This is a genomic window from Pseudomonas sp. NC02 (genome assembly GCF_002874965.1).
In the GTDB taxonomy this organism is placed as follows: Bacteria; Pseudomonadota; Gammaproteobacteria; order Pseudomonadales; family Pseudomonadaceae; genus Aquipseudomonas.
In genome coordinates, this window is record NZ_CP025624.1 from 4,965,314 (window position 1) to 4,989,387 (window position 24,074).

General features: G+C 58.4%; 21 protein-coding genes. 4 read left to right on the forward strand and 17 right to left on the reverse strand.

Annotated elements, in window-relative coordinates; translation table 11 throughout:
* Positions 1–45: 45 nt before the first annotated feature.
* Entirely contained in the window at positions 46–1,050 is a 1,005-nt protein-coding gene (locus C0058_RS23095; RefSeq protein WP_102369647.1) for an amidohydrolase family protein, read from the reverse strand.
* A gap of 140 nt (positions 1,051–1,190) precedes the next feature.
* On the opposite strand from C0058_RS23095, the gene C0058_RS23100 reads away from it, so the two are divergent.
* Complete coding sequence (locus C0058_RS23100) at positions 1,191–1,607, forward strand: OsmC family protein (RefSeq protein WP_003210558.1); 417 nt, start codon at positions 1,191–1,193, stop codon at positions 1,605–1,607.
* A gap of 64 nt (positions 1,608–1,671) precedes the next feature.
* Positions 1,672–2,544: a pirin family protein gene (locus C0058_RS23105; protein ID WP_102369648.1), complete on the forward strand. Its 873-nt coding sequence runs from the start codon at positions 1,672–1,674 to the stop codon at positions 2,542–2,544.
* A gap of 135 nt (positions 2,545–2,679) precedes the next feature.
* Here C0058_RS23105 and C0058_RS23110 read toward each other — a convergent pair whose 3' ends face one another.
* The 4 genes from C0058_RS23110 to C0058_RS23125 form a co-directional block, all read right to left on the reverse strand.
* Positions 2,680–3,408: a dienelactone hydrolase family protein gene (locus C0058_RS23110; RefSeq protein WP_008434010.1), complete on the reverse strand. Its 729-nt coding sequence runs from the start codon at positions 3,406–3,408 to the stop codon at positions 2,680–2,682.
* A gap of 66 nt (positions 3,409–3,474) precedes the next feature.
* On the reverse strand, positions 3,475–5,379 hold the full coding sequence (htpG, locus tag C0058_RS23115; protein WP_003210561.1) for a molecular chaperone HtpG: 1,905 nt from the start codon (positions 5,377–5,379) through the stop codon (positions 3,475–3,477).
* An 89-nt stretch (positions 5,380–5,468) separates the two neighbouring features.
* Positions 5,469–5,921 (reverse strand): PaaI family thioesterase, encoded by a 453-nt coding sequence (locus tag C0058_RS23120; protein WP_063028212.1) that lies wholly within the window; start codon positions 5,919–5,921, stop codon positions 5,469–5,471.
* The gene (locus tag C0058_RS23125; protein ID WP_003210563.1) at positions 5,918–6,394 is read right to left on the reverse strand and encodes a PaaI family thioesterase; all 477 of its coding nucleotides are present in this window, start codon (positions 6,392–6,394) and stop codon (positions 5,918–5,920) included. The genes C0058_RS23120 and C0058_RS23125 overlap by 4 nt, the downstream gene beginning before the upstream one ends.
* 157 nt (positions 6,395–6,551) lie before the next feature.
* On the opposite strand from C0058_RS23125, the gene C0058_RS23130 reads away from it, so the two are divergent.
* On the forward strand, positions 6,552–6,794 hold the full coding sequence (locus tag C0058_RS23130) for a hypothetical protein (protein ID WP_003210564.1): 243 nt from the start codon (positions 6,552–6,554) through the stop codon (positions 6,792–6,794).
* Between the two features lie 149 nt (positions 6,795–6,943).
* Here C0058_RS23130 and brnQ read toward each other — a convergent pair whose 3' ends face one another.
* The 10 genes from brnQ to sdhC all read right to left on the reverse strand — a co-directional run bounded on the left by brnQ (position 6,944) and on the right by sdhC (position 20,071).
* Positions 6,944–8,257, reverse strand: coding sequence for a branched-chain amino acid transport system II carrier protein (gene brnQ, locus C0058_RS23135; RefSeq protein ID WP_003210565.1), 1,314 nt, complete (start codon positions 8,255–8,257; stop codon positions 6,944–6,946).
* A gap of 417 nt (positions 8,258–8,674) precedes the next feature.
* Complete coding sequence (sucD, locus tag C0058_RS23140; RefSeq protein WP_003210566.1) at positions 8,675–9,556, reverse strand: succinate--CoA ligase subunit alpha; 882 nt, start codon at positions 9,554–9,556, stop codon at positions 8,675–8,677.
* Positions 9,556–10,722, reverse strand: a complete 1,167-nt coding sequence (gene sucC / locus C0058_RS23145; protein ID WP_003210567.1) for an ADP-forming succinate--CoA ligase subunit beta — start codon at positions 10,720–10,722, stop codon at positions 9,556–9,558. Before sucC ends, sucD begins: the two co-directional genes overlap by 1 nt.
* 214 nt (positions 10,723–10,936) lie before the next feature.
* Positions 10,937–12,373, reverse strand: a complete 1,437-nt coding sequence (lpdA, locus tag C0058_RS23150; protein ID WP_003210568.1) for a dihydrolipoyl dehydrogenase — start codon at positions 12,371–12,373, stop codon at positions 10,937–10,939.
* A 95-nt stretch (positions 12,374–12,468) separates the two neighbouring features.
* The gene (gene odhB / locus C0058_RS23155) at positions 12,469–13,701 is read right to left on the reverse strand and encodes a 2-oxoglutarate dehydrogenase complex dihydrolipoyllysine-residue succinyltransferase (RefSeq protein WP_008434003.1); all 1,233 of its coding nucleotides are present in this window, start codon (positions 13,699–13,701) and stop codon (positions 12,469–12,471) included.
* Positions 13,702–13,745: 44 nt separating this feature from the next.
* A complete protein-coding gene (locus tag C0058_RS23160) occupies positions 13,746–16,577 on the reverse strand; it encodes a 2-oxoglutarate dehydrogenase E1 component (protein WP_003210570.1) in 2,832 nt (943 codons plus the stop codon).
* A 262-nt stretch (positions 16,578–16,839) separates the two neighbouring features.
* Positions 16,840–17,544: a succinate dehydrogenase iron-sulfur subunit gene (locus C0058_RS23165; protein ID WP_003210571.1), complete on the reverse strand. Its 705-nt coding sequence runs from the start codon at positions 17,542–17,544 to the stop codon at positions 16,840–16,842.
* Between the two features lie 11 nt (positions 17,545–17,555).
* Entirely contained in the window at positions 17,556–19,331 is a 1,776-nt protein-coding gene (sdhA, locus tag C0058_RS23170) for a succinate dehydrogenase flavoprotein subunit (RefSeq protein ID WP_003210572.1), read from the reverse strand.
* Positions 19,332–19,334: 3 nt separating this feature from the next.
* A complete protein-coding gene (gene sdhD, locus C0058_RS23175; protein WP_003210573.1) occupies positions 19,335–19,703 on the reverse strand; it encodes a succinate dehydrogenase, hydrophobic membrane anchor protein in 369 nt (122 codons plus the stop codon).
* Positions 19,697–20,071 (reverse strand): succinate dehydrogenase, cytochrome b556 subunit, encoded by a 375-nt coding sequence (sdhC, locus tag C0058_RS23180; RefSeq protein ID WP_008433998.1) that lies wholly within the window; start codon positions 20,069–20,071, stop codon positions 19,697–19,699. The genes sdhD and sdhC overlap by 7 nt, the downstream gene beginning before the upstream one ends.
* A gap of 363 nt (positions 20,072–20,434) precedes the next feature.
* Between sdhC and gltA the strand changes: the two genes are divergently transcribed.
* Positions 20,435–21,724 (forward strand): citrate synthase, encoded by a 1,290-nt coding sequence (gltA, locus tag C0058_RS23185; protein ID WP_003210575.1) that lies wholly within the window; start codon positions 20,435–20,437, stop codon positions 21,722–21,724.
* Between the two features lie 162 nt (positions 21,725–21,886).
* Here the strand turns inward: gltA and C0058_RS23190 are convergent, their stop codons facing one another.
* Together C0058_RS23190 and C0058_RS23195 are read right to left on the reverse strand one after the other, a co-directional pair.
* Positions 21,887–23,545, reverse strand: coding sequence for a cation acetate symporter (locus C0058_RS23190; protein WP_003210576.1), 1,659 nt, complete (start codon positions 23,543–23,545; stop codon positions 21,887–21,889).
* Positions 23,542–23,853: a DUF485 domain-containing protein gene (locus C0058_RS23195; RefSeq protein WP_003210577.1), complete on the reverse strand. Its 312-nt coding sequence runs from the start codon at positions 23,851–23,853 to the stop codon at positions 23,542–23,544. Before C0058_RS23195 ends, C0058_RS23190 begins: the two co-directional genes overlap by 4 nt.
* Positions 23,854–24,074: the final 221 nt, after the last annotated feature.

Consider the following 24,074-nt stretch of genomic DNA (forward strand, 5'->3'; position numbering starts at 1 on the left):
CCTTATGATCGCCCCGCCCCGCCTGTAGCGATTCAGCTAAACCCATCACCTGGGCTTGGGCAGAATCGCCAGGAAATTGTCCCGTGCGACCTTTCTGGCCACATCCTCAGGCAACGCATCGAGGAACGGGTCAAAGCTGCGCATTTCCTTACCGAGCTTGTTGAAGCGTCCTACCACGTCTGAGCCAAGCATGAAGCGGTCCGGGAAGCGCTCCACCAGCTTTACCCACTCAGGGCGTGCCATTCCCGCCTCATCCAGCAAGTAAGGCGTGAGCACGCTCCAGGACAGGTCGACGTAAAGGTTGGGGTAAGCCTCCAGCATGCGCGCCAGGGTCGGCAGCAAAAAATCCATCTGCGTCTGGTGCCGATGGATCTCCATGCTGCTGCCCGCATGGGCCCAGATAAACCGGGTGTGCGGGTGATTACGCAGCGGCTCTTCCATTTCCGCCAGGTACAACGGATTTTTCTCACGCTTGGAGGTGATGTTGGAATGCACCATCACCGGCAGATCATTCTCCGCGGCCAGGTGATAGATGCGGGTCATCGCCTCGTTGTTGGCCCTTGGGGTGTCGCCGGAGGTCAGCGCGGTCAGGTCGTCGTGACGGGTGAAGACTTCGCCGATGCCTTGCCAGAGCCCAGGATTGAGATCGAGCATGCGCTGGATATGGGATGCGGCATTTTTATCGTTGGGATTGAAACCACTGAGGAACGGATGAAAGCGCTGACGTTGCTCCGGGCTCAGTTTATTGACCGCATCGGCGACGAACACGTCGGTGGCGCTGTACCAATAGGCGTCGGCGTCGTCCCCGGCGTAATAGCGCGGCCGCTTGGGTTCGTCCTCATGCCATTTCTTGGCCACCGGTATGCCGGAAATCATCACGTGCTCGATGCGATTATCGGCCATGGCCTTGAGTAATTTATCCATGCCCGCCGACTCCTGGAAGAAATCGACGTAATGCAGGTGTGCATCGCTGTAGGCATAGTCGCGAGCCTGCACCGCAAGGCTTGCGGCGGTCAGCAACAGGGCAATACTCAGGCGGGTCCGGCGCACGGGGGTATCTCAAACAAGGGCTAATGCCGGTAGACCTCGGACCGCGCCTGCGGGTTCAGCGGTAAACAACGGGGAACACCAACGTGCCAGCATGCTCTATAACTGCATGAGCTTCTTCCTGCCACCCTGTGAGGTTTGCCATGCCTGTTACCGTGAACACGCTGAACGCCGAAAACTTCCGCCACAGCGTCAATATCAATAACCACGAGCTGTTTACCGACCTGCCCAAGAGCCTGGGCGGTGACGATTCGGCGCCCTCCCCCCACGATTACTTCGACGCCGCACTGGCGTCCTGCAAGGCCCTGACCGTCAAGCTCTATGCGCAGAAAAAAGACATACCGCTGACCGGCGTGACCGTGGAAGTCACCCATGACAGCACCGAAGAGCAAAAGGGCAAATACAAGCTCAACGTCAAACTGACCCTCAAGGGCGTACTCACTGACGAGCAGCGCGACGAGCTGCACCGCGTGGCGGATCGCTGCCCGGTGCACAAGCTGATGACCACGGCCGAAGTTACCATTGAGACCCGGCTCTCCGAAGGCGCCTTCAGCCAGTAGCGGCAACCTCCCGTCGAGCGGGTTATGCTCAGTACCATCAGACCCGCTCAGACTGGGAAGCACCATGACCACCGTGACCGTGATTCGCCCGCGCGCCGAAGATGTGGAAGGCCAACCGATCCTGCGCCCACTGCCCTCCAGGCAATGCCGCAGCGTCGGGCCTTTCGTGTTTTTCGACCATATGCTGCAAACCCGTTATGCCCCGGGTACCGGCATGAACATTCGCCAACACCCGCACATCGGCCTGTCTACCCTGACCTACCTGTTTGAAGGCGAACTCCTGCACAAGGACAGCCTCGGCTCCGATCAGGTGGTCAAGGCCGGGGACGTCAGCTGGATGACAGCCGGCAGTGCCATTGCCCACGTTGAACGCAGCCCCGAGGCGTTGAAGGCCAGTGGTTTCAGCCTGCACGGGTTGCAAGTGTGGCTGGCCTCCCCCAAGGAACATGAACAAGGGCCTGGGCATTACAGCCATCATCCGGCCGCCAGCTTGCCGGTGAGCGATAACCTCGGCGTGCAGATTCGCCTGATTGCCGGCAATGGCTTTTGCCTCGAATCGCCGGTGCCGGTGTTGTCGCCCACCTTGTATGCCGAGGTGCGGATGCAGACGGCTACCACCCTGCTGATCCCGGATGAGCATGAAGAACGGGCGGTGTATGTGCTGGAGGGTGAGGCGCAGTTGGATGGCGAAGCGCTGGAGGTGCATAGCCTGGTGGTGTTGCCGGCAGGCGCAAGCATGGGGCTGTTTGCCGAGACTGATTGCCACCTGGTGGTGTTCGGCGGCGCGGCGCTGGATGGGCCACGGCGGATTAACTGGAATTTTGTCGCGAGTGATCCGGCGTTGATCGAGCAGGCTCGGCAGCGTTGGGCGGCTGGGGATTGGCCGACAGTGCCGGGGGAAAGTGAGCGGATCGAGTTGCCTCTAGGCAAGGCTTAAGCGCTTTATTGCCTGTGAAACAGCCTTCGCGAGCAAGCCCGCTCCCACATTTCGACCGCGTTCCTTCAGGATGTACACGGTTAAAATGTGGGAGCGGGCTTGCTCGCGAAGGGGCCAGCTCAGGCAACCGAACTATCAGCCCTTGAACACTTCATCCAGCAAGTTATGCATCGACTGAAAGGCCCGCGCAGCGGTCTTCGCGTCATACATCATCTTGCCCGGCACATTCGCGTGCGGGTCGGTAAACGAGTGCACCGCACCGCCGTAGCTCAGCAATTGCCAATCCACACCGGCGGCGTTCATTTCGTCTTCAAACGCCGGCAGTTGCTCCTTCGGCACCAACGGGTCGGAAGCACCGTGCAACACCAGCACGGAACCCTTGATGTTTTTTGCATCGGCCGGGTTCGGCGTGTCGAGGCTGCCGTGGAACGAAACGGCAGCTTTCAACGGTGCACCGGTACGTGCCAGCTCCAGGGAGCAGCAACCACCGAAGCAGAAACCAAAGGTCGCCAGCTTCGAGGTATCCACCGCCGCTTCAGTCTGGGTTTTCAGGTGATCAAGCGCGACCTGCATGCGCTTGTTCAACAGCGGCCGGTCATTCTTCAACGGCATCATCGCCGCACCCGCTTCATCGCCGTTCGAAGGGCGGACGGTTTGCCCGTACAGGTCGGCAAGCAGCACCACGTAGCCCTTGCTGGCCACGCTCTTGGCGATCTCTTCAGCGCCGGCACTGACACCCATCCAGTTCGGCGCCATCAACAACCCTGGCAGCGGGCCCTTATGACTGGCATCAAATGCCAGGCGGCTTTCATAAGACTGGCCATCAATCTGATAGACCACGGAACGCACGGTGATTTGGCTCATCATTTACTCCAGGTGAAAGGCTCCAGAACGAAAAAACCCGCCGAAGCGGGTTTTTCTACAACGGTGTTAAACCGACAGTTCAACCAACAACTTGTTCAGTCGGCGCACATAAGCGGCCGGGTCTTTCAGGCTGTCGCCGGCAGCCAGGGCTGCCTGGTCGAAGAGGATGTGCGACAGGTCGCCAAACCGCTCTTCGCTCTGCTCGCCGTCGAGTTTCTCGATCAGCGGGTGAGCCGGGTTGAATTCGAAGATCGGCTTGGAATCCGGAACCTTCTGACCGCTGGCTTCCAGGATCTGACGCATCTGCATGCCCAGGTCCTGCTCGCCGATGGCCAGGATCGCCGGGGAATCGGTCAGACGGTGGGAAACCCGCACTTCGCTGACGGCATCGCCCAAGGCGGTCTTGATTCGCTCAACCAGACCCTCTTTGGACTTGGCCACTTCTTCAGCGGCTTTCTTGTCTTCTTCGGAATCCAGGTTGCCCAGGTCCAGGTCGCCGCGGGCGACGTCAACAAAGCTCTTGCCGTCGAAGTCGCTGAGGTAGCTCATCAGCCACTCGTCGATGCGGTCGGTCAGCAGCAGCACTTCGATGCCTTTCTTGCGGAAGACTTCCAGGTGCGGGCTGTTCTTGACCTGAGCGTAGGTTTCACCGGTCAGGTAGTAGATCTTGTCCTGACCTTCCTTGGCGCGAGCCAGGTATTCAGCCAGGGAAACGTTCTGCTCGCCGTCGTCACCGTTGGTCGATGCGAAACGCAGCAGGCCGGCGATTTTTTCCTTGTTGGCGAAATCTTCTGCCGGGCCTTCTTTCATGACCTGGCCGAAGTTTTTCCAGAAGCCCTTGTATTGCTCAGGCTCGTTTTTCGCCAGCTTTTCCAGCATGTCGAGGACACGCTTGGTCAGCGCCGACTTCATCGAGTCGATGATCGGGTCTTTCTGCAGGATTTCCCGCGACACGTTCAGCGACAGGTCGTTGGAGTCAACCACACCCTTGATAAAGCGCAGGTACAACGGCAGGAACGATTCCGCCTGGTCCATCACGAATACGCGCTGCACATACAGCTTCAGGCCTTTCGGCGCTTCACGCTGGTACAGGTCGAACGGAGCACGGGCCGGTACGTAGAGCAGCGAGCTGTATTCCAGCTTGCCTTCGACCTTGTTGTGGCTCCAGCTCAGCGGGTTTTCGTAATCGTGGGCAATGTGCTTGTAGAACTCCTGGTATTCCTCGTCCTTGACTTCGGTACGAGGACGGGTCCACAGGGCGCTGGCGCGGTTGACCACTTCCCATTCCTGGGCTGGGGCTTCTTCGCCTTCGGCCGCCGCTTGTTCTTTCGGCAACTCGATCGGCAACGCGATGTGGTCGGAGTACTTCTTGATGATATTGCGCAGACGCCAGCCATCGGCGAACTCGTCTTCACCGGACTTCAGGTGCAGGACGATGCGGGTACCACGATCAGCCTTGTCGACAGTGGCGATTTCAAATTCGCCCTCGCCCTTGGAAGACCAGTGCACGCCTTCGCTGGCGGCAAGGCCGGCACGGCGGCTGAATACTTCAACCTTGTCGGCAACGATGAAGGCCGAGTAGAAGCCCACGCCGAACTGGCCGATCAGGTGCGAATCTTTCTTCTGGTCGCCCGACAGGTTCTTCATGAAATCAGCGGTGCCGGATTTGGCGATGGTCCCCAGGTGGGTGATCGCATCGTCACGGCTCATGCCGATACCGTTGTCTTCGAGGGTGACGGTTTTCGCGTCCTTGTCGAAGCTCACACGGATTTTCAGTTCCGCGCCACCTTCCAGCAACTCAGGCTTGGACAGGGCTTCGAAACGTAATTTGTCGACAGCGTCAGAGGCGTTCGAGATCAATTCGCGAAGGAAAATTTCCTTGTTGGAATACAGCGAATGGATCATGAGGTGCAGCAGTTGCTTCACCTCGGTCTGGAAGCCCAGGGTTTCCTTTTGAGTTTCCACACTCATGGTCATCAAACTCCAATTGGATGGCAGTGGCCGCGCCCTTGAGGGTTGGCGGCGGGTTGTCATCAAAGTTGGGGGCTAAGACCAGGATTTCAAGGGCGGGCCGGTTCCTCAATCTTGAAATGCGCGCGGGCGGTGGCAATCGGTTCGGCCGGGGTGCTTTGCCAGGCGGTAATCGCCACATTGGCCACCCGTCGGCCCTGGCGCCACACCTGGCATTTGGCGTAGGTGTCGCGAAACTGGCCGGCGCGCAGGTAATCCAGGGAGAAATCGATGATCTTGGGAACACCAGGCGCACCGGTGAAAACCAGCAAATGCAAGGCTGCGGACAGCTCCATAAAGCCTGCGATCACCCCACCATGGATCGCCGGCAATATCGGGTTACCAATGTTGTCCTTGTTGGCCGGCATGCGAAACAGCAATTCATCCCCCAGCCGCGTGCATTCGATGCCAATCAGCTTGGCGTAGGGAATCAGGTTGAGCAGCGCTTCATAGTTGCCGCGCTCGTGGGCTTGCTGCAGACGGGTCTTGAACTGATGTTTCATGCCTGTTCTCCCTTGATTGCATTGCCCAGGCCCTGGCTGCCCTTGAGGCGCTTGCCCATGCGCATGAACGTGCCCACCACGTGGGCAATCGGTTGCTGCGGATCGTCCTGGTAGGCGAAGCCGCGGGTGAAGATCACGTCGGTGGTCACCCGGTAGCACTGGGCAAAGCCGAATACCGGTTTATGGGGCTCGGCCGGGTGCATGTAGTCGATGCGCAGGTCCAGGGTCGGGCAAACCTCGAACTCCGGCAGTACGCACAAGGTAGCCATGCCACAGGCGGTGTCCATCAAGGATGTGATGGCGCCGCCGTGGATCACGCCGGTCTGCGGGTCACCGACGATATGCGGAGCATAGGGCAACACCAGCGTCATGCCGTCCTCACTGGCGGCGTGCACCTGGATGCCCAGCACCTGGCAGTGGCGCAAGGCTGAAACAAAGCGCGTGGCACGGGATAAAAGAGGATTTTCGGTCATTCGTTAAAGACTCTTATTAGTGTGGAGCCGGCGGAGTAGACAACCTTGCTGAAAGTTCCCTAGGGAAAAGCCTTATATATCTGTGAGATTTAAGGAACTAAGCGTTGGGCATAGGCTCGAAAGGCCAGTAGATATCTTCAATAAGGAGAAACACCCCATGCGCAAGACTTTAGCTATTTCCATGATGCTGGCTGCTGCCCTCGGCCTCGCTGCCTGCGACAAAAAATCCGAAGACAAAGCCCAAGATGCCGCAGCCCACTCTGAGCAAGCTCAAAAAGACATGGCGAAAGCACAGGATAAAGTGAACGACGCTGCGAAAGAAAACGCCGATGCTGCCAAAGCTCAGGCTGAATCGAACGAAGCTGCAGCGAAAGAAGCAACACCTGCAACCGGTTCTTGAGTCTGACGACTTGAACACTGTGACTTGAAAAGTCATGTTGCAAAAGAAAGCCCGCTTAATAGCGGGCTTTACTTTGTCCGGTGCTTTTAACCCGGCCGGGCAGCTCGAAACTTCGAACTAAACCTCGGCACAAGTTAGTGGCTAAACGTTTAAGCCATCGCTTCACTGCGTTTGCCCAGCAGGCGGTCAATCACCACCGCAACCACCAGCGTCATCACCGAAGGCACCAGCCACGCCAGGCCCTGCTCGCTCAGCGGCAGGTGAGCCAGTTGCGATGGCATCCAGTCAGCCAGGCCCGCGCCCTTCAGCGCGTCAATGCAACCGAAGATGAACGACACCAGCATCACCGGGCCAACGATCCGGCCCTGCTCCTGCCAGAAGTCCTTACAGAAGCTCAGGGCCACCAGCACGATGCACGGCGGGTAGATGGCGGTCAGCACCGGGATCGAGAACGCGATCAGCTTGGTCAGGCCCAGGTTGGACACAAACAGCGAGAATACCGCCAGGATCACCACCAGGGTCTTATAGGACAGCGGCAGTACGCGGCTGAAGTACTCGGCGCAGGCGCAGGTCAGGCCCACCGCGGTTACCAGGCACGCCAGGGAAATCAGCACGGCGAGGAAGCCGCTGCCCAGGGAGCCGAAGGTGTGCTGGACGTAGGCGTGCAGCACGGCGGCGCCGTTGGCGGCACCGGCCGCCACTTCATGGCTGCCCGAACCGAGGCGGAACAGGCTGATGTACACCAGCGCCAGGCCCACACCGGCAATCAGCCCGGCGATGATCGCGTAGCGGGTGATCAGCTTCGGCGACTCGACGCCACGGGAGCGGATCGCGTTGACGATCACAATGCCGAATACCAGCGCGCCGAGGGTATCCATGGTCAGGTAACCATTGATAAAGCCCTGGGAGAACGGTGCAGCCACGTACTCAGGGGTGGCAACACCCACATCGCCGGCCGGCAAGGCAAAGGCAGCAATGCCCAAGACGGCCAGGGCGATGATCTTCAACGGTGCCAGGAAACGACCGACTGTATCCAGCAGACGGCCCGGGTACAGGGAGATGAAGAACACCAACAGGAAGTACACCGAGCTGTAGAGGAACAGCGCCAGCGGGCTTTCACCGGTCAGCGGCGCCAGGCCCACTTCAAAGGAAACGGTGGCGGTTCGCGGGGTGGCGAACAACGGGCCGACAGCCAGGTAGGCCGCCGCTGCCAGCAAGCCACCGGCGATCTTGCCGATCGGACTGCTCAACGCGTCCATGCCACCACCGACCTTGGCCAGGGCGACAACGGTGATCACCGGCAAACCGACCGCGGTGATCAGGAAGCCCAGCGCTGCCATCCAGACATGAGGCCCGGACTGCAAACCGACGATTGGCGGGAAGATGATGTTGCCGGCGCCCACGAACAGGGCAAAAGTCATAAAGCCCAACGCCAGGATGTCCTGGCTTTTCAACACTTTCATTTGAGGAAATACCACACTACTGAATCGGAATTTAGAGAGGGCTTCCCTATGGATGAGGGAAATACTGCCGGTCCGGATGGGGACCGACCGGTCTGGCGCGAGGCTTCCTTTTGGGAGGCACACGCATAAAGAGGCGGCTAGCCTAACGAATTTGCGGGTCAAACGCACTGTTGCGGGGCGAACTGTCCGATAAGCGACATTTTTATGTCGCGTTTTTATATCTAAATTTTGAAATGCGATCGAATGTGGGAGCGGGCTTGCTCGCGAAAGCGGTGTATCAGCCACTCATGAGCTGACTGACACACCGCTTTCGCGAGCAAGCCCGCTCCCACATGTTGATCTCCACCAACCTTCAGAATGCACAAAGGCCACCCGAAGGTGGCCTTTGTGGGGTGAAGCGTCAGTTAAGCGCGAGGCTTACTTGACAGCCCAACCGGTCAGCTCGGACAAAGCCTTGCCGATGTCTGCCAGCGAACGCACGGTTTTAACGCCTGCGTCTTCCAGGGCAGCAAACTTCTCGTCTGCAGTACCCTTGCCGCCAGAGATGATTGCGCCAGCATGGCCCATGCGCTTGCCAGCAGGGGCAGTCACACCAGCGATGTAGGAAACAACCGGCTTGGTCACGTGTGCCTTGATGTAGGCAGCCGCTTCTTCTTCAGCCGAACCGCCGATCTCACCGATCATTACGATCGCTTCGGTCTTCGGGTCTTCCTGGAACAGCTTCAGGATGTCGATGAAGTTCGAGCCTGGGATCGGGTCACCGCCGATGCCGACGCAAGTCGACTGACCGAAACCGGCGTCAGTAGTCTGCTTGACAGCTTCGTAGGTCAGGGTGCCGGAACGGGAAACGATACCGACTTTACCTGGCAAGTGAATGTGACCTGGCATGATGCCGATCTTGCATTCGCCTGGAGTGATCACGCCTGGGCAGTTAGGGCCGATCAGGACTACGCCCAGCTCGTCGCACTTAACTTTAGCGTCCAGCATGTCCAGGGTAGGAATGCCTTCGGTGATGCAAACGATCAGCTTGATGCCGCCGAATGCTGCTTCCAGGATGGAGTCCTTGCAGAAAGGAGCTGGAACGTAGATCACGCTGGCGGTGGCGCCAGTGGCAGCTACAGCATCTTTCACGGTGTTGAACACTGGCAGGCCCAGGTGCTCGGTGCCGCCTTTACCAGGAGTAACGCCACCCACCATCTTGGTGCCGTATTCGATGGCTTGCTGGGTGTGGAAACTACCTTGGGAACCGGTAATACCCTGGCAGATAACCTTGGTGTCTTTATTGATCAGGACGCTCATTATTTGCCCTCCGCAGCTTTGACAACTTGTTGAGCAGCGTCGGTCAGGCTGGTAGCAGCGATGATGTTCAAACCGCTTTCTGCCAGTACTTTAGCGCCCAGTTCAGCGTTGTTACCTTCAAGGCGCACAACAACCGGGATTTTAACGCCGACTTCTTTCACTGCACCGATGATGCCTTCGGCAATCATGTCGCAACGAACGATGCCGCCGAAGATGTTGACCAGTACTGCAGCGACGTTGGAGTCGGACAGGATGATCTTGAACGCTTCGGTAACGCGTTCTTTGGTGGCACCGCCGCCTACGTCGAGGAAGTTGGCTGGTTTGCCGCCATGCAGGTTGACGATGTCCATGGTACCCATGGCCAGGCCAGCACCGTTGACCATGCAACCGATGTTACCTTCCAGGGCTACGTAGTTCAGTTCGAACTTGGCAGCGTGCGCTTCGCGCGGATCGTCTTGCGACGGATCGTGGAAAGTCTTCAGCTTAGGCTGACGGTACATGGCGTTGGCGTCGATGTTGATCTTGGCATCGAGGCAATGCAGATCGCCGTCGGCCTTGATCACCAGCGGGTTCACTTCCAGCAGGGCCAGATCGTGATCCTGGAACAGTTTGGCCAGACCTACGAAGATCTTGGCGAACTGGGCAACTTGCTTGCCTTCCAGACCCAACTGGAATGCCAGCTCGCGACCCTGGAATGGCTGAGCGCCAACCAGTGGATCGATAGTGGCTTTCAGAATTTTTTCTGGGGTTTCTTCAGCGATCTTCTCAATGTCCACACCACCTTCGGTGGAGGCCATGAACACGATGCGACGGCTCGAACGGTCAACGACAGCGCCCAGGTACAGCTCTTTAGCGATATCAGTGCACGATTCAACCAGGATCTTGGTGACTGGCTGGCCATTGGCATCAGTCTGGTAAGTCACCAGACGCTTGCCCAGCCACTGCTGAGCGAAGGCTTTGGCGTCTTCTTTGCTGCGAACCAGCTTAACGCCGCCCGCTTTACCGCGACCACCAGCGTGGACCTGGGCTTTGACAACCCACTCGGTGCCGCCGATTTTGTCGCAAGCTTCTGCTGCTGCTTCCGGGGTGTCTACTGCGTAACCCTTGGATACTGGCAGGCCGTATTCAGCGAACAGCTGCTTACCCTGATACTCGTGAAGATTCATGCTTATTACCGTCTTCGTTAGGTACTGCGCATTCGGCGCTGCGCTCTTTATTGAGTGCCGCGCCACCTGTGACTGCTGCTTGCACAGTCAAACCACCAAAGGCCTGAACCCTGGGTGGTGAAACTGCGCAAGACTGCGTCCAGCGGATATTCCGCGGTGAGTCTTGCGCACAAGGCTCACGACGGGCAACCGCCGTGGTTTCTTATTATCTCGCTTAGCGCTTCTTCTTGTTGGCGATGTGGATGGCATGGCCATTCACTGCCAACGCGGCTTCGTGCAGCGCTTCGGACAGGGTCGGATGGGAGAAAACCATCATGCCGATGTCTTCGGCGCTGGTGCCGAATTCCATACCGATTGCGCCTTGCTGAACCAGTTCTGCTGCGCCTGGGCCGATCACATGGACGCCCAATACGCGGTCAGTCTTGGCATCAGCGATGACTTTGACAAAACCACCGGTGTCGTTGGCTGCCATGGCACGGCCAGAAGCGGCAAACGGGAAGGTGCCGACGTTAACTTCAACGCCTTCAGCTTTCAACTGCTGTTCGTTCTTGCCGACCCATGCAATTTCCGGGTGGGTGTAGATAACCGACGGGATCAGGTCGTAGTTCATCTGGGTCTTGTGACCCTTGATGCGCTCGACAACCATGATGCCTTCTTCGGAAGCCTTGTGCGCCAGCATCATGCCGCGAACCACGTCGCCAATGGCGTAGACGCCCGGCACGGTGGTAGCGCAGTGATCGTCAACGTGGATGAAACCACGCTCGTCGATGTTCACGCCGCTGTCGGAAGCCAGCAGGTCAGTGGTCACCGGACGGCGACCAACGGCTACGATCAGCTTGTCGAAAGTGATGGTCTGTTCGCCATCCTTGTCGGTGTAGGTCACGACAACTTCTTCGCCGTTAACCTTGGAACCGGTAACACGAGCGCCCAGCTTGATGTCCAGACCTTGTTTGGTCAGGGTTTTCAGCGCTTCTTTGGACACTGCGGTGTCGGCAGCCAGCAGGAACGTGTCCAGGGCTTCCAGCACGGTCACTTCGGAACCCAGGCGGGACCAGACCGAACCCAGTTCCAGGCCGATCACGCCAGCGCCGATCACGCCCAGACGTTTTGGAACCGCTTGGAATTCCAGGGCGCCGGTCGAATCAACGATCACGTTCTGGTCAACCGGAGCCGGTGGAATGTCGATTGGACGCGAACCTGGAGCCAGGATCACGTTCTCGGCTTCGATGATTTCGGTCGAACCGTCAGGCTTGGTGATTTCAACTTTCTTGCCGGCCAGCAGTTTGCCGTGGCCTTGCAGGGAAGTAACGCCGTTGGCCTTGAACAGGGTAGCAACGCCGGAAGTCAGGCCTTTAACGATGTTGGCCTTGCGGCCGACCATCGCTGGCACGTCCATGGTCACGCCAGCGTGGTTGATGCCGTGGATGGCAAAACCGTCTTGCGCTTCGTGGAATTTCCAGGAGCTGTCCAGCAGCGCCTTGGAAGGAATGCAGCCAACGTTCAGGCAAGTACCGCCCAGCGCCAGTTTGCCTTCCTTGTCGGTGTATTTTTCGATGCAAGCAGTCGAGAGGCCCAGTTGTGCGGCCTTGATGGCGGCAACGTAGCCGCCAGGGCCTGCGCCAATCACTACAACGTCAAATTTCTGCGACATGAAAAAAAATCCTCTTTAGCTAAAAGCTTCAAGCCGTGAGCCGCACTCCGGCCTGCCTCGCGGCAGACCGGGTGGTACGGCGCACCGCCGCTTTATCAGATATCCAGCAGCAGACGAGCCGGGTCTTCCAGCAGGTTCTTGATGGTCACCAGGAAAGTCACGGCTTCTTTACCATCGATCAGGCGGTGATCGTACGACAGCGCCAGGTACATCATCGGGCGGATAACCACTTGGCCGTTGATCGCCATAGGACGCTGCAGAATGTTGTGCATGCCCAGGATCGCAGCTTGTGGCGGGTTGACGATCGGAGTCGACATCATCGAACCGAAAGTACCACCGTTGGTGATGGTGAAGGTACCACCGGTCATCTCGTCGATGGTCAGTTTGCCGTCACGGGCTTTCTTGCCGAAGTTGGCGATGCCGCCTTCGATTTCAGCCAGGCTCATCAGCTCGGCGTTACGCAGAACCGGTACCACCAGGCCACGGTCGCTGGAGACGGCAACGCCGACGTCAGCATAACCGTGGTAAACGATGTCGCCGCCGTCGATGGAAGCGTTGACTGCCGGGAAGCGTTTCAGCGCTTCGGTGGCCGCTTTCACGAAGAACGACATGAAGCCCAGGCGTACGCCGTTGTGGGACTTCTCGAACAGGTCCTTGTACTTCGAACGCAGGGCCATGACTTCGGTCATGTCGACTTCGTTGAAAGTAGTCAGCATCGCCATGTTCGACTGTGCTTCAACCAGGCGCTTGGCCACGGTGGCACGCACGCGGGTCATCGGTACGCGCTTCTCGGTGCGGTCGCCAGCGGCGAACACAGGAGCAGCGGCAGCCGGGGCAGCAGCCTTGGCAGGCGCAGCAGCTGGAGCGTTTTTCTTGGCTTCAACGGCGGCAACCACGTCTTCCTTGGTCACACGGCCATCTTTGCCGGTGCCCTTGATGGACGCCAGGTTGATGCCGTTTTCGTCAGCCAGCTGACGCGCAGCCGGTGCAGCGATTGGATCTTCGCCACCCGCAGCCGGTGCAGCAGCTGGAGCTGCGGCAGCAGCCGGTGCCGCAGCGGCGGCAGGAGCAGGAGCAGCGGCAGCGGCACCGCCCTCTTCGATCGAGCCCAGTACCTGGTTCGACAGGACGGTAGCGCCTTCTTCGGCAACGATTGCGCCCAGCACGCCGTCAGCTTCAGCCAACACTTCGAGCACGACCTTGTCGGTTTCGATGTCGACGATCAGGTCGTCACGCTTGACGGCCTCGCCTGGTTTCTTGTGCCAGGTGGCAACGGTGCCATCGGCAACCGATTCCGGGAATGACGGGGCTTTGATTTCGATAGCCATTATCTGTGGGTCCTTAAAATTCGGTTTCAGTCAGCGCGAAGGCGTTAAACAGTGAAAGCATCTTGCAGCAGTTTTTCCTGCTGCTCGGCGTGCATCGACGCATAACCACACGCAGGTGCAGCGGAAGCATCACGACCGGCGTACTCCAGGCCCAGTGCCTGTTTGTGATTGCCGATGCTGCGACGCAGATGATGCTGGCTGCTGTACCACGCGCCCTGGTTCATCGGTTCTTCCTGACACCACACCACATTGGTGAGGTTGGTGTAAGGCGCGATGGCCTCCATCAGGTCGTCTTCCGGGAACGGGTAAAGCTGCTCGATCCGCACGATGGCGATGTCTTCGCGGCCTTCGGCACGGCGTTTTTCCAGCAAATCGTAGTAAACCTTGCCGCTGCACAGGATCAGGCGAGTGACCTTGGCCGCGTCGAGGGTATCGATTTCTGAAATAACGGTCTGGAACGAACCATCCGCCAGATCTTCCAGGGTCGAGATGGCCAATTTATGACGCAGCAGCGATTTCGGCGTCAGCACTACCAGCGGCTTGCGCAGCGGGCGGATCACCTGGCGACGTAGCAAGTGGTAGATCTGGGCCGGGGTAGTCGGCACGCACACCTGGATGTTGTGCTCGGCGCACAATTGCAGGTAACGCTCCAGACGGGCCGAGGAGTGCTCCGGACCCTGACCTTCATAACCGTGTGGCAGCAGCATGGTCAGACCGCACAGACGGCCCCACTTGTGCTCGCCGCTGGTGATGAACTGGTCGATAACCACCTGGGCACCGTTGGCGAAGTCGCCGAACTGGGCTTCCCAGATCACCAGCGCCTGAGGCGTGGTGGTCGAGTAACCGTATTCGAACGCCAGTACGGCTTCTTCGGACAGGAACGAATCGTACAGGTCGAAACGTGGCTGGCCTTCGTACAGGTTCTGCAACGGGATGTAGGTGCCCGCGTCTTTCTGGTTGTGCAACACAGCGTGACGGTGCGAGAACGTACCGCGGCCGATGTCCTGGCCGGTCATGCGGATCGGGTGACCTTCGAACGCCAGGGTCGCGTACGCCATGGTTTCAGCGTAACCCCAGTTGATCGGCAGGCCGCCGGCTTGCATCTTCTGACGGTCTTCGTAGATCTTCGCAACCTGGCGCTGTACGACGAAACCGTCTGGGATTTCCAGCAGCTTGGCCGACAGTTCCTGCAGGGTTTTCAGATCGAACGAGGTGTCGTGACGCGCAGTCCAGGCGTGGCCCAGGTACGGACGCCAGTCAACGAACAGCTCTTTGTTCGGCTCTTTAACCAGGCTTTTCACGACATGCAGGCCGTTGTCCAGCGCGTTGCGGTATTCATCGATCTTCGCCTGAACACGTGCATCGTCCACCACGCCGGCCTTGATCAGGCTATCGGCATACAGCTCGCGGGTGGTGCGCTGCTTGGTGATTTGCTGGTACATCAACGGTTGGGTGCCGCTAGGCTCATCCGCTTCGTTGTGACCGCGACGACGGTAGCAGACCAGGTCGATGACCACGTCACGCTTGAACTGCATGCGGTAATCGATGGCCAACTGGGTCACGAACAACACGGCTTCCGGATCATCACCATTCACATGGAGGATCGGCGCCTGGATCATCTTGGCAACGTCGGTCGCGTACTCGGTAGAGCGTGCGTCCAGCGGGTTGCTGATGGTGAAGCCCACCTGGTTGTTGATGACGATGTGAACGGTACCGCCGGTCTTGAAGCCGCGAGTCTGCGACATCTGGAAGGTTTCCAGGACCACACCCTGACCGGCGAACGCCGCGTCACCGTGGATGGAAATCGGCAGCACCTTCTCACCGGTGGAATCGTTACGACGATCCTGGCGCGCACGTACCGACCCCTCGACCACTGGAGAAACGATCTCCAGGTGGGATGGGTTGAACGCCATGGCCAGGTGAACTTCACCGCCGGTGGTCATTACGTTGGACGAGAAGCCCTGGTGATATTTAACGTCACCGGAACCCAGCTCGACCTTCTTCTTGCCTTCGAACTCGTCGAACAGCTCGCGCGGGTTCTTGCCGAAGGTGTTGACCAGCACGTTCAAGCGGCCACGGTGGGCCATGCCGATCACGATTTCCTTGGTGCCGTAGGAACCGGAACGCTGGATCAGCTCGTCGAGCATCGGGATCAGGCTTTCGCCGCCTTCCAGGCCGAAACGCTTGGTGCCCGGGTATTTGGTGCCCAGGTATTTTTCCAGGCCTTCCGCTGCAGTGACGCGCTCGAGCAAGTGGCTCTTGACGTCCGCAGACAGCACCGGGCGACCACGCACGCCTTCAAGGCGGTGCTGGAACCAGTGGCGCTGCTCGGAATCAGTGATGTGCGTAAATTCGGCACCGATGGTGCGGCAATATGTCTGCTGCAACGCTTCGTGAATTTCGCGTAGGCTCGCTTCCTCTTTGCCGATGAACAGGTCGCCGGCACGGAAGGTCGTATCAAGATCGGCATTGGTCAAGCCGTAATGATTGATCGACAGGTCTGCAGGTGCAGGACGCTGCCACAGCCCCAGCGGGTCAAGCTGGGCTGCCTGGTGGCCACGCATACGGTAGGCCTGGATCAGTCGCAGTACTTCAACTTGCTTCTTCTCGTGCTCACTGCTCACGCTTGCGGCAGAAACCGGCTGGGCGCGGCGCTGGTTCTTTGCCAGCAGCACGAACTGATCGCGAATTGTTGCGTGCGATACATCGGTGGCAGCGTTGCCGTCTGAAGACAACGTCTGAAATTTGGTGCGCCATTCTTCTGGCACAGCGTTAGGGTCGTGCAGGTAGAGCTCATAAAGCTCTTCCACATAGGCAGCGTTACCACCTGAAAGATAGCCGCTGTTCCACATGCGCTGCATCACGCTTTCTTGCATGCTTGGTCACCCTCGATTTGGGGACACCACCGGCGAAAACACCGAGTTTGCTTGCAAAAGGCCAAGTGCAGCGACCAAAACAAGCCACTTAGGATCACGCTGATAGTTCGGGTACCAACCCGAATGCCCCTGCTTGTCTCATTTCTTCAAAATAAGAGCCGCGTCTTTGTAAGTCGCTGCTCAAGTTAAAACTACGGCGCCGGTTGAAGCCTGCGCCGTAGCATCTACGGGCACAACGGTCCTGCTTTTACTACAACGTCGGTTACACGCCGCTTTGCAGCAGCATGCTACGTACGTGACCAATGGCCTTAGTCGGGTTCAGGCCTTTGGGACATACGTTGACGCAGTTCATGATCCCGCGGCAGCGGAATACGCTGAACGGGTCATCCAGCGAAGCCAGACGCTCGGCAGTCTTGGTGTCACGGCTGTCTGCCAGGAAGCGGTACGCTTGCAGCAGGGCAGCTGGGCCCAGGAACTTGTCGGGGTTCCACCAGAAGGACGGGCAGGAAGTCGAGCAGCAAGCGCACAGGATGCACTCGTACAGACCGTCCAGCTTCTCGCGCTCTTCCGGAGTCTGCAGACGCTCGATGGCCGGAGCCGGCGTGTCGTTCTGCAGGAATGGCTTAACCTTCTCGTATTGCTTGTAGAAGATGCTCATATCGACGACCAGGTCACGGATAACCGGCAAACCTGGCAGCGGACGAACAACCAACTTGTTGCCTTTCACCACGGAAGACAGCGGCGTGATGCACGCCAGGCCGTTCTTGCCGTTGATGTTCATGCCGTCGGAGCCGCAGACACCCTCACGGCAAGAGCGACGATAGGAGAAACCTTCGTCCTGCTCTTTAACCAGGGCCAGCACGTCCAGCACCATCAGGTCCTTACCACCGGTATCGACCTGGAATTCCTGCATGAACGGCGCAGCGTCCTGATCAGGGTTGTAGCGATAAACACTGACTTTCAACATGGCAGCCACCCTTAGTAAGTCCGAATCTTCGGTTCAAACGTCGGAACCGTCTTCGGCGAGAAGTTCACGGCACGCTTGGTTACGCGCTTGTCACCCGGGAAGTACAGGGTGTGGCACAACCAGTTTTCGTCGTCGCGGTCTTCATAGTCTTCACGAGCGTGAGCACCACGGGATTCTTTACGAACCTCGGCGGCGATCGCAGTCGCTTCAGCCACTTCCAGCAGGTTTTGCAGCTCAAGGGCTTCGATTCGAGCGGTGTTGAACGCCTGGCTCTTGTCGTTGATCTTGACGTTGGCGATGCGCGTACGCAGGTCAGCCAGCTGGGCGATACCTTTCTGCATGTATTCGCCGGTACGGAACACACCGAAGTAGTTCTGCATGCAGCTTTGCAGCTCTTTGCGCAGGGAGGCAACGTCTTCGCCATCGGTACGCGAGTTCAGGCCATCCAGACGTGCCAGGGCAGCGTCGATGTCGGACTGGCGTGGACGCGCGTAATCAACGCCTTCCTTCAGGGTCTGTTCCAGGAACAGGCCGGCGGCGCGACCGAATACCACCAGGTCGAGCAGCGAGTTGCCACCCAGGCGGTTGGCACCGTGAACCGATACGCACGCCACTTCACCTACCGCGAACAGACCTGGGATGATCTGGTCGACACCGTCGGCGTCCTGGGTGATCGCCTGGCCATGAATGTTGGTGGCAACGCCGCCCATCATATAGTGGCAAGTTGGAACAACCGGGATCGGCGCAACAGCCGGGTCAACGTGAGCAAAGGTCTTGGACAGCTCCATGATGCCTGGCAGACGGCTGTGCAGCACTTCTTCACCGAGGTGATCGAGCTTCAGCATCACGTGGTCGCCATCGGGACCACAGCCGTTACCGGCGATGATCTCTTTAACCATGGAACGGGCTACAACGTCACGACCGGCAAGGTCTTTGGCGTTCGGAGCATAACGCTCCATGAAGCGCTCGCCGTTCTTGTTGATCAGGTAACCACCTTCACCACGGCAACCTTCTGTAACCAGTACACCGGCGCCGGCGATGCCGGTCGGGTGGAACTGCCACATTTCGATGTCCTGTACCGGAACGCCTGCACGCAGGGCCATGCCGATACCGTCACCGGTGTTGATCAGGGCGTTGGTAGTCGAAGAGTAGATACGGCCTGCACCGCCGGTCGCCAATACGGTGGCATTAGCCCGCACGTAAGAGGTTTCGCCGGTTTCGATGCAGATAACGATCATGCCTACAAAGGCACCGTCTTCGTTCTTCACCAGGTCGACGCCGTAGTATTCGTTGAGGAATACGGTGCCGGCCTTCAGGTTGGCCTGGTACAGGGTGTGCAACAGCGCGTGACCGGTACGGTCGGCTGCGGCACAGGTACGAGCGGCCTGGCCACCCTTACCGAAGTCTTTCGACTGACCGCCGAACGGACGCTGGTAGATGCGACCCTGTTCGGTACGGGAGAACGGCAGACCCATGTGTTCCAGCTCGAAGACCGCTTCCGGGCCTACGGAGCACATGTATTCGATAGCGTCCTGGTCACCGATATAGTCGGAACCCTTGACGGTATCGTACATGTGCCAGCGCCAGTCATCGTTTGGATCGGCGGAGGCGATGGCGCACGTGATGCCACCCTGGGCCGAAACGGTGTGGGAACGGGTCGGGAACACCTTGGTGATCACGGCAGTCTTGTGACCGCCTTGGGCCAGTTGCAGCGCAGCGCGCATGCCGGCACCGCCGCCGCCAATGATGATGGCGTCGAATGAAAGCGTATTAACTGTGTTAGCCATGAATCAGATACCCCAAAGAATCTGCACACCCCAGACGAAGTAAGCGAACATCGCGACGCCGCATACTGCCTGGAAGAGAAACCGTACTGCTGTCGCGGACTTGCCCAGCGCCATCGGCGTCAGGTAGTCGGTCGCGATGGTCCACATGCCAACCCAGGCGTGAGCGCCCAGGGCTACAAGGGCCAGCAGACTGAAGATGCGCATCCCGTTGTGAGCGAACAGGCCGTGCCATTGGGCGTAGCCAATGCCAGGGTTCGCCGCGAGGTACCCGATCAGGAAGATGAAATAAGCCGCGAGAACAACCGCAGACACACGTTGCGCCATCCAGTCATAGAGGCCCGAACGCGACAGGTTCGTAACGCTGGTTACCATATCCAAACTCCCGCCAGAACGATCAGCACCACGGAAATGGCGATGACGATTTTCGAGCCCAGCTTGCCGCCTTCCAGCGTCTCACCGATACCCATGTCCATGATCAAGTGGCGAATACCGGCCACAAGGTGATAAAGCAGAGCGGACAGGAGGCCCCAGGCGACGAATTTGGCCAGCGGACTGGTCAAGCATGCCTTCACCTCGGCGTACCCTTCTTCCGAACCCAGGGATTTGCTCAATGCATAAAGCATGATGCCCAGGCCAAGAAACAGGATGATGCCGGATACACGGTGCAGGAACGACGTTACGCCGGTGATGGGGAGTTTGATGGTCCTTAGGTCTAGGTTTACAGGTCGTTGGCTATTCACGGCTTTTTTTCACACTGAAGAGCCCCTAACAATCAGGGCAAAGTTGTTGGGGAGTGCACTGGTCAGGTAACCACCACCCAGGGAGTGCGACCCCCATCAAAACGGGCCCAAAAGCCCCTGGCGGTCGGAGGCCGAGTATAGACAGTTAGGCAACTAATGACAACGCGCACTCCTCACCCTAATAGCGCATTGCGCTGGCGGCATAAAAGGCGTAAATGGCAGGTAATTTCGAGGAAAAAGTACGGTTAAAGCCTTCTGGAGCAAGACTTTAGGCAAATTGACATCTGAATTTATCTCACTATAGTGGTGCGGGCCCTGCGTGGGGGGTCTGTCTGATGATTTGAAGCATAAATAGGAGGCCACATGGCTGACAAAAAAGCGCAGTTGATCATCGAGGGCGCAGCCCCCGTCGAGCTGCCCATTTTAACCGGCACCGTTGGTCCCGATGTTATCGACGTACGGGGCCTGACGGCCACGGGCCGTTTTACATTCGACCCAGGCTTCATGTCGACCGCCTCATGCGAGTCGAAGATCACCTATATCGACGGTGATAACGGTATCCTGCTGCACCGCGGCTACCCGATCGAACAGCTTGCTGAACAGTCGGACTACCTGGAAACCTGCTACCTGCTGCTTAATGGCGAATTGCCAACAGCTGAGCAAAAGGCCCAGTTTGTCAGCACCGTGAAGAACCACACCATGGTTCACGAGCAGTTGAAGACCTTCTTCAACGGCTTCCGTCGCGACGCCCACCCGATGGCCGTCATGTGCGGCGTAGTCGGCGCCCTGTCGGCCTTCTATCACGACTCCCTGGACATCAATAACCCGCAGCATCGCGAAATCTCCGCGATCCGCCTGGTTGCCAAGATGCCGACCCTGGCCGCAATGGTTTACAAGTACTCCATGGGTCAACCCATGATGTACCCGCGCAACGACCTGACGTACGCGGAAAACTTCCTGCACATGATGTTCAACACCCCGTGCGAGATCAAACCGATCAGCCCGGTGCTGGCCGCCGCGATGGACAAGATCTTCATCCTCCACGCCGACCACGAACAGAACGCCTCGACCTCTACCGTGCGCCTGGCGGGCTCCTCGGGCGCCAACCCGTTCGCTTGTATCGCCGCCGGTATCGCCGCACTGTGGGGCCCTGCCCACGGCGGCGCGAACGAAGCCGTATTGACCATGCTCGATGAAATCGGCGATGTCTCGAACATCGACAAGTTCATCGCCAAGGCCAAGGACAAGAACGATCCGTTCAAGTTGATGGGCTTCGGTCACCGGGTCTACAAGAACCGCGACCCGCGCGCCACCGTAATGAAGAAGACCTGCGACGAAGTGTTGAAGGAACTGGGCATCAAGAACGATCCGCAACTCGAACTGGCCATGCGCCTGGAAGAGATCGCCCTGACCGACCCGTACTTCATCGAGCGCTCGCTGTACCCGAACGTCGACTTCTACTCGGGGATCATCCTCAAGGCGATCGGCATTCCAACCAGCATGTTCACCGTGATCTTCGCCCTGGCGCGGACCGTGGGCTGGATCTCCCACTGGAAAGAAATGCTCTCCAGCCCGTACAAGATTGGCCGTCCGCGCCAGCTGTACACTGGCTACGAGTCGCGTGACATCACCAAGCTGGAAGACCGCAAGTAAGCTGATCGCTACTTGGCTACACCGAAAACGGCCTCCTTTGATAGGGAGGCCGTTTTTATTTGTGCCGGATTTGAGAAACAGTTTTGTCGTATCTGTTACCAATAAAGGCAAAAAAAAGCCCCGATCTCACGACCGGGGCATTTTTTTGTAACTGTTATGGGCTTAGTGGCTAACCGCCCCACTCGCCCCCAGGCCAGTCTGCGAACGCACAAACTGCGGGAAGTACAGCGCACGTTCCTTCTCTGCCGCCGCCGACTTGTCGGTGATGGAGAAGAACCAGATGCCGATGAACGCAATGATCATCGAGAACAGCGCCGGGTACTCGTAAGGGAAGATCGCCTTCTCATGGTGCAGGATCGAGACCCAGATGGTTGGGCCGAGGATCATCAGGCCAACGGCACTGATCAAGCCCAGCCAGCCACCAATCATCGCACCGCGGGTGGTGAGGTTTTTCCAGTACATGGAAAGCAGCAGCACCGGGAAGTTACAGCTGGCCGCAATGGAGAACGCCAGGCCCACCATGAACGCGATGTTCTGGCTTTCAAACAGGATGCCCAAGCCAATCGCCAGTACTGCCAGGGCGATGGTGGTGATCTTCGATACGCGAATCTCATCCTTCTCGTTGGCCTTGCCTTTCTTGATCACGCTGGCGTACAGGTCATGGGACACCGCCGAAGCACCCGCGAGGGTCAAACCGGCAACCACTGCCAGGATGGTGGCAAACGCCACGGCCGAGATGAAGCCCAGGAAGATACTGCCGCCCACCGCGTTGGCCAGGTGCACCGCCGCCATGTTGTTACCGCCGAGCAAGGCACCTGCAGCATCCTTGAACGCCGGGTTGGTGCTGACCAGCAGGATCGCGCCGAAGCCGATGATGAAGGTCAGGATATAGAAGTAGCCGATGAAGCCAGTGGCATACAGCACGCTCTTGCGAGCTTCCTTTGCGTCACTCACAGTGAAGAAGCGCATCAGGATGTGCGGCAGGCCGGCGGTACCGAACATCAGTGCCAGGCCGAGGGAGAACGCCGAAATCGGGTCTTTCACCAGACCGCCCGGGCTCATGATCGCTTCACCTTTAGGGTGAACCTTGATCGCCTCGGCAAACAGCATGTTGAAGTCGAAGTTGACGTGTTTCATCACCATCAGCGCCATGAACGAGGCACCGGACAGCAACAGCACTGCCTTGATGATCTGCACCCAGGTGGTCGCCAGCATGCCGCCGAACAACACATAGAGGCACATCAGGATGCCTACCAGGATCACCGCGACGTGATAATCCAGGCCGAACAGCAGCTGGATCAGCTTGCCCGCGCCAACCATCTGCGCGATCAGGTAGAACGCCACCACCACCAAAGAGCCGCACGCCGACAGGCTGCGGATCTGGGTTTGCCCCAGGCGATAGGACGCCACGTCGGCAAAGGTGTATTTGCCCAGGTTACGCAGGCGCTCGGCGATCAGGAACAGAATGATCGGCCAGCCCACCAGGAAGCCGATCGAGTAGATCAGGCCGTCGTAGCCGGAGGTGAACACCAGCGCGGAAATCCCCAGGAAGGACGCCGCCGACATGTAGTCACCGGCAATCGCCAAACCGTTCTGGAACCCGGTGATCTTGCCGCCGGCCGCATAGTAGTCGGCCGCCGACTTGTTGCGCTTGGACGCCCAGTAGGTGATGCACAAGGTCGCGCCAACAAAGGCCACGAACATCAGGATCGCTGCGATATTCAGCGGTTGTTTATGCACTTCGCCGGTCAATGCATCGGCCGCCCAAACGGCAGGTGCAAAGGCCGAAGCGCCGAGTACAGCCAATAGACGACGGATCATTGCGCAGCCTCCTTGAGAATCGCATTGTTCAGGTCGTCGAATTCGCCGTTGGCGCGTCGTACATAGATGCCGGTGAGGACGAAGGCCGACACAATCAGCCCGACCCCGATCGGGATCCCCCACGTGATGGACGAACCGGGGCTGATCTTGGCCCCCAGTATTTGCGGCCCATAGGCAATCAGAAGAATGAAAGCGGAGTAAAGCCCAAGCATGATTGCCGAGAGAATCCAGGCGAATCTTTCCCTTTTACTAACCAGCTCCTTGAAACGCGGGCTGTTTTGAATCGAGAGGTAAATGCTGTCGTTCATTGTTTTTATCCTCGCAGCACAGCTTTTTATTATTGGAACATATCCACTGTATGCGGCTGAGGAACAGGTTCCAGACGACCTTAGTAGTAGAAGGAGTGTAGCGAGGGTTTACGGGTGTGCAGAAACAATTGTAGGAGCGAGCTTGCTCGCGAAAAACGTCAACGGTAACGCGTTCATTCTGGATGATCGCGGTGCCCTTGCGTTCTTCGCGAGCAAGCTCG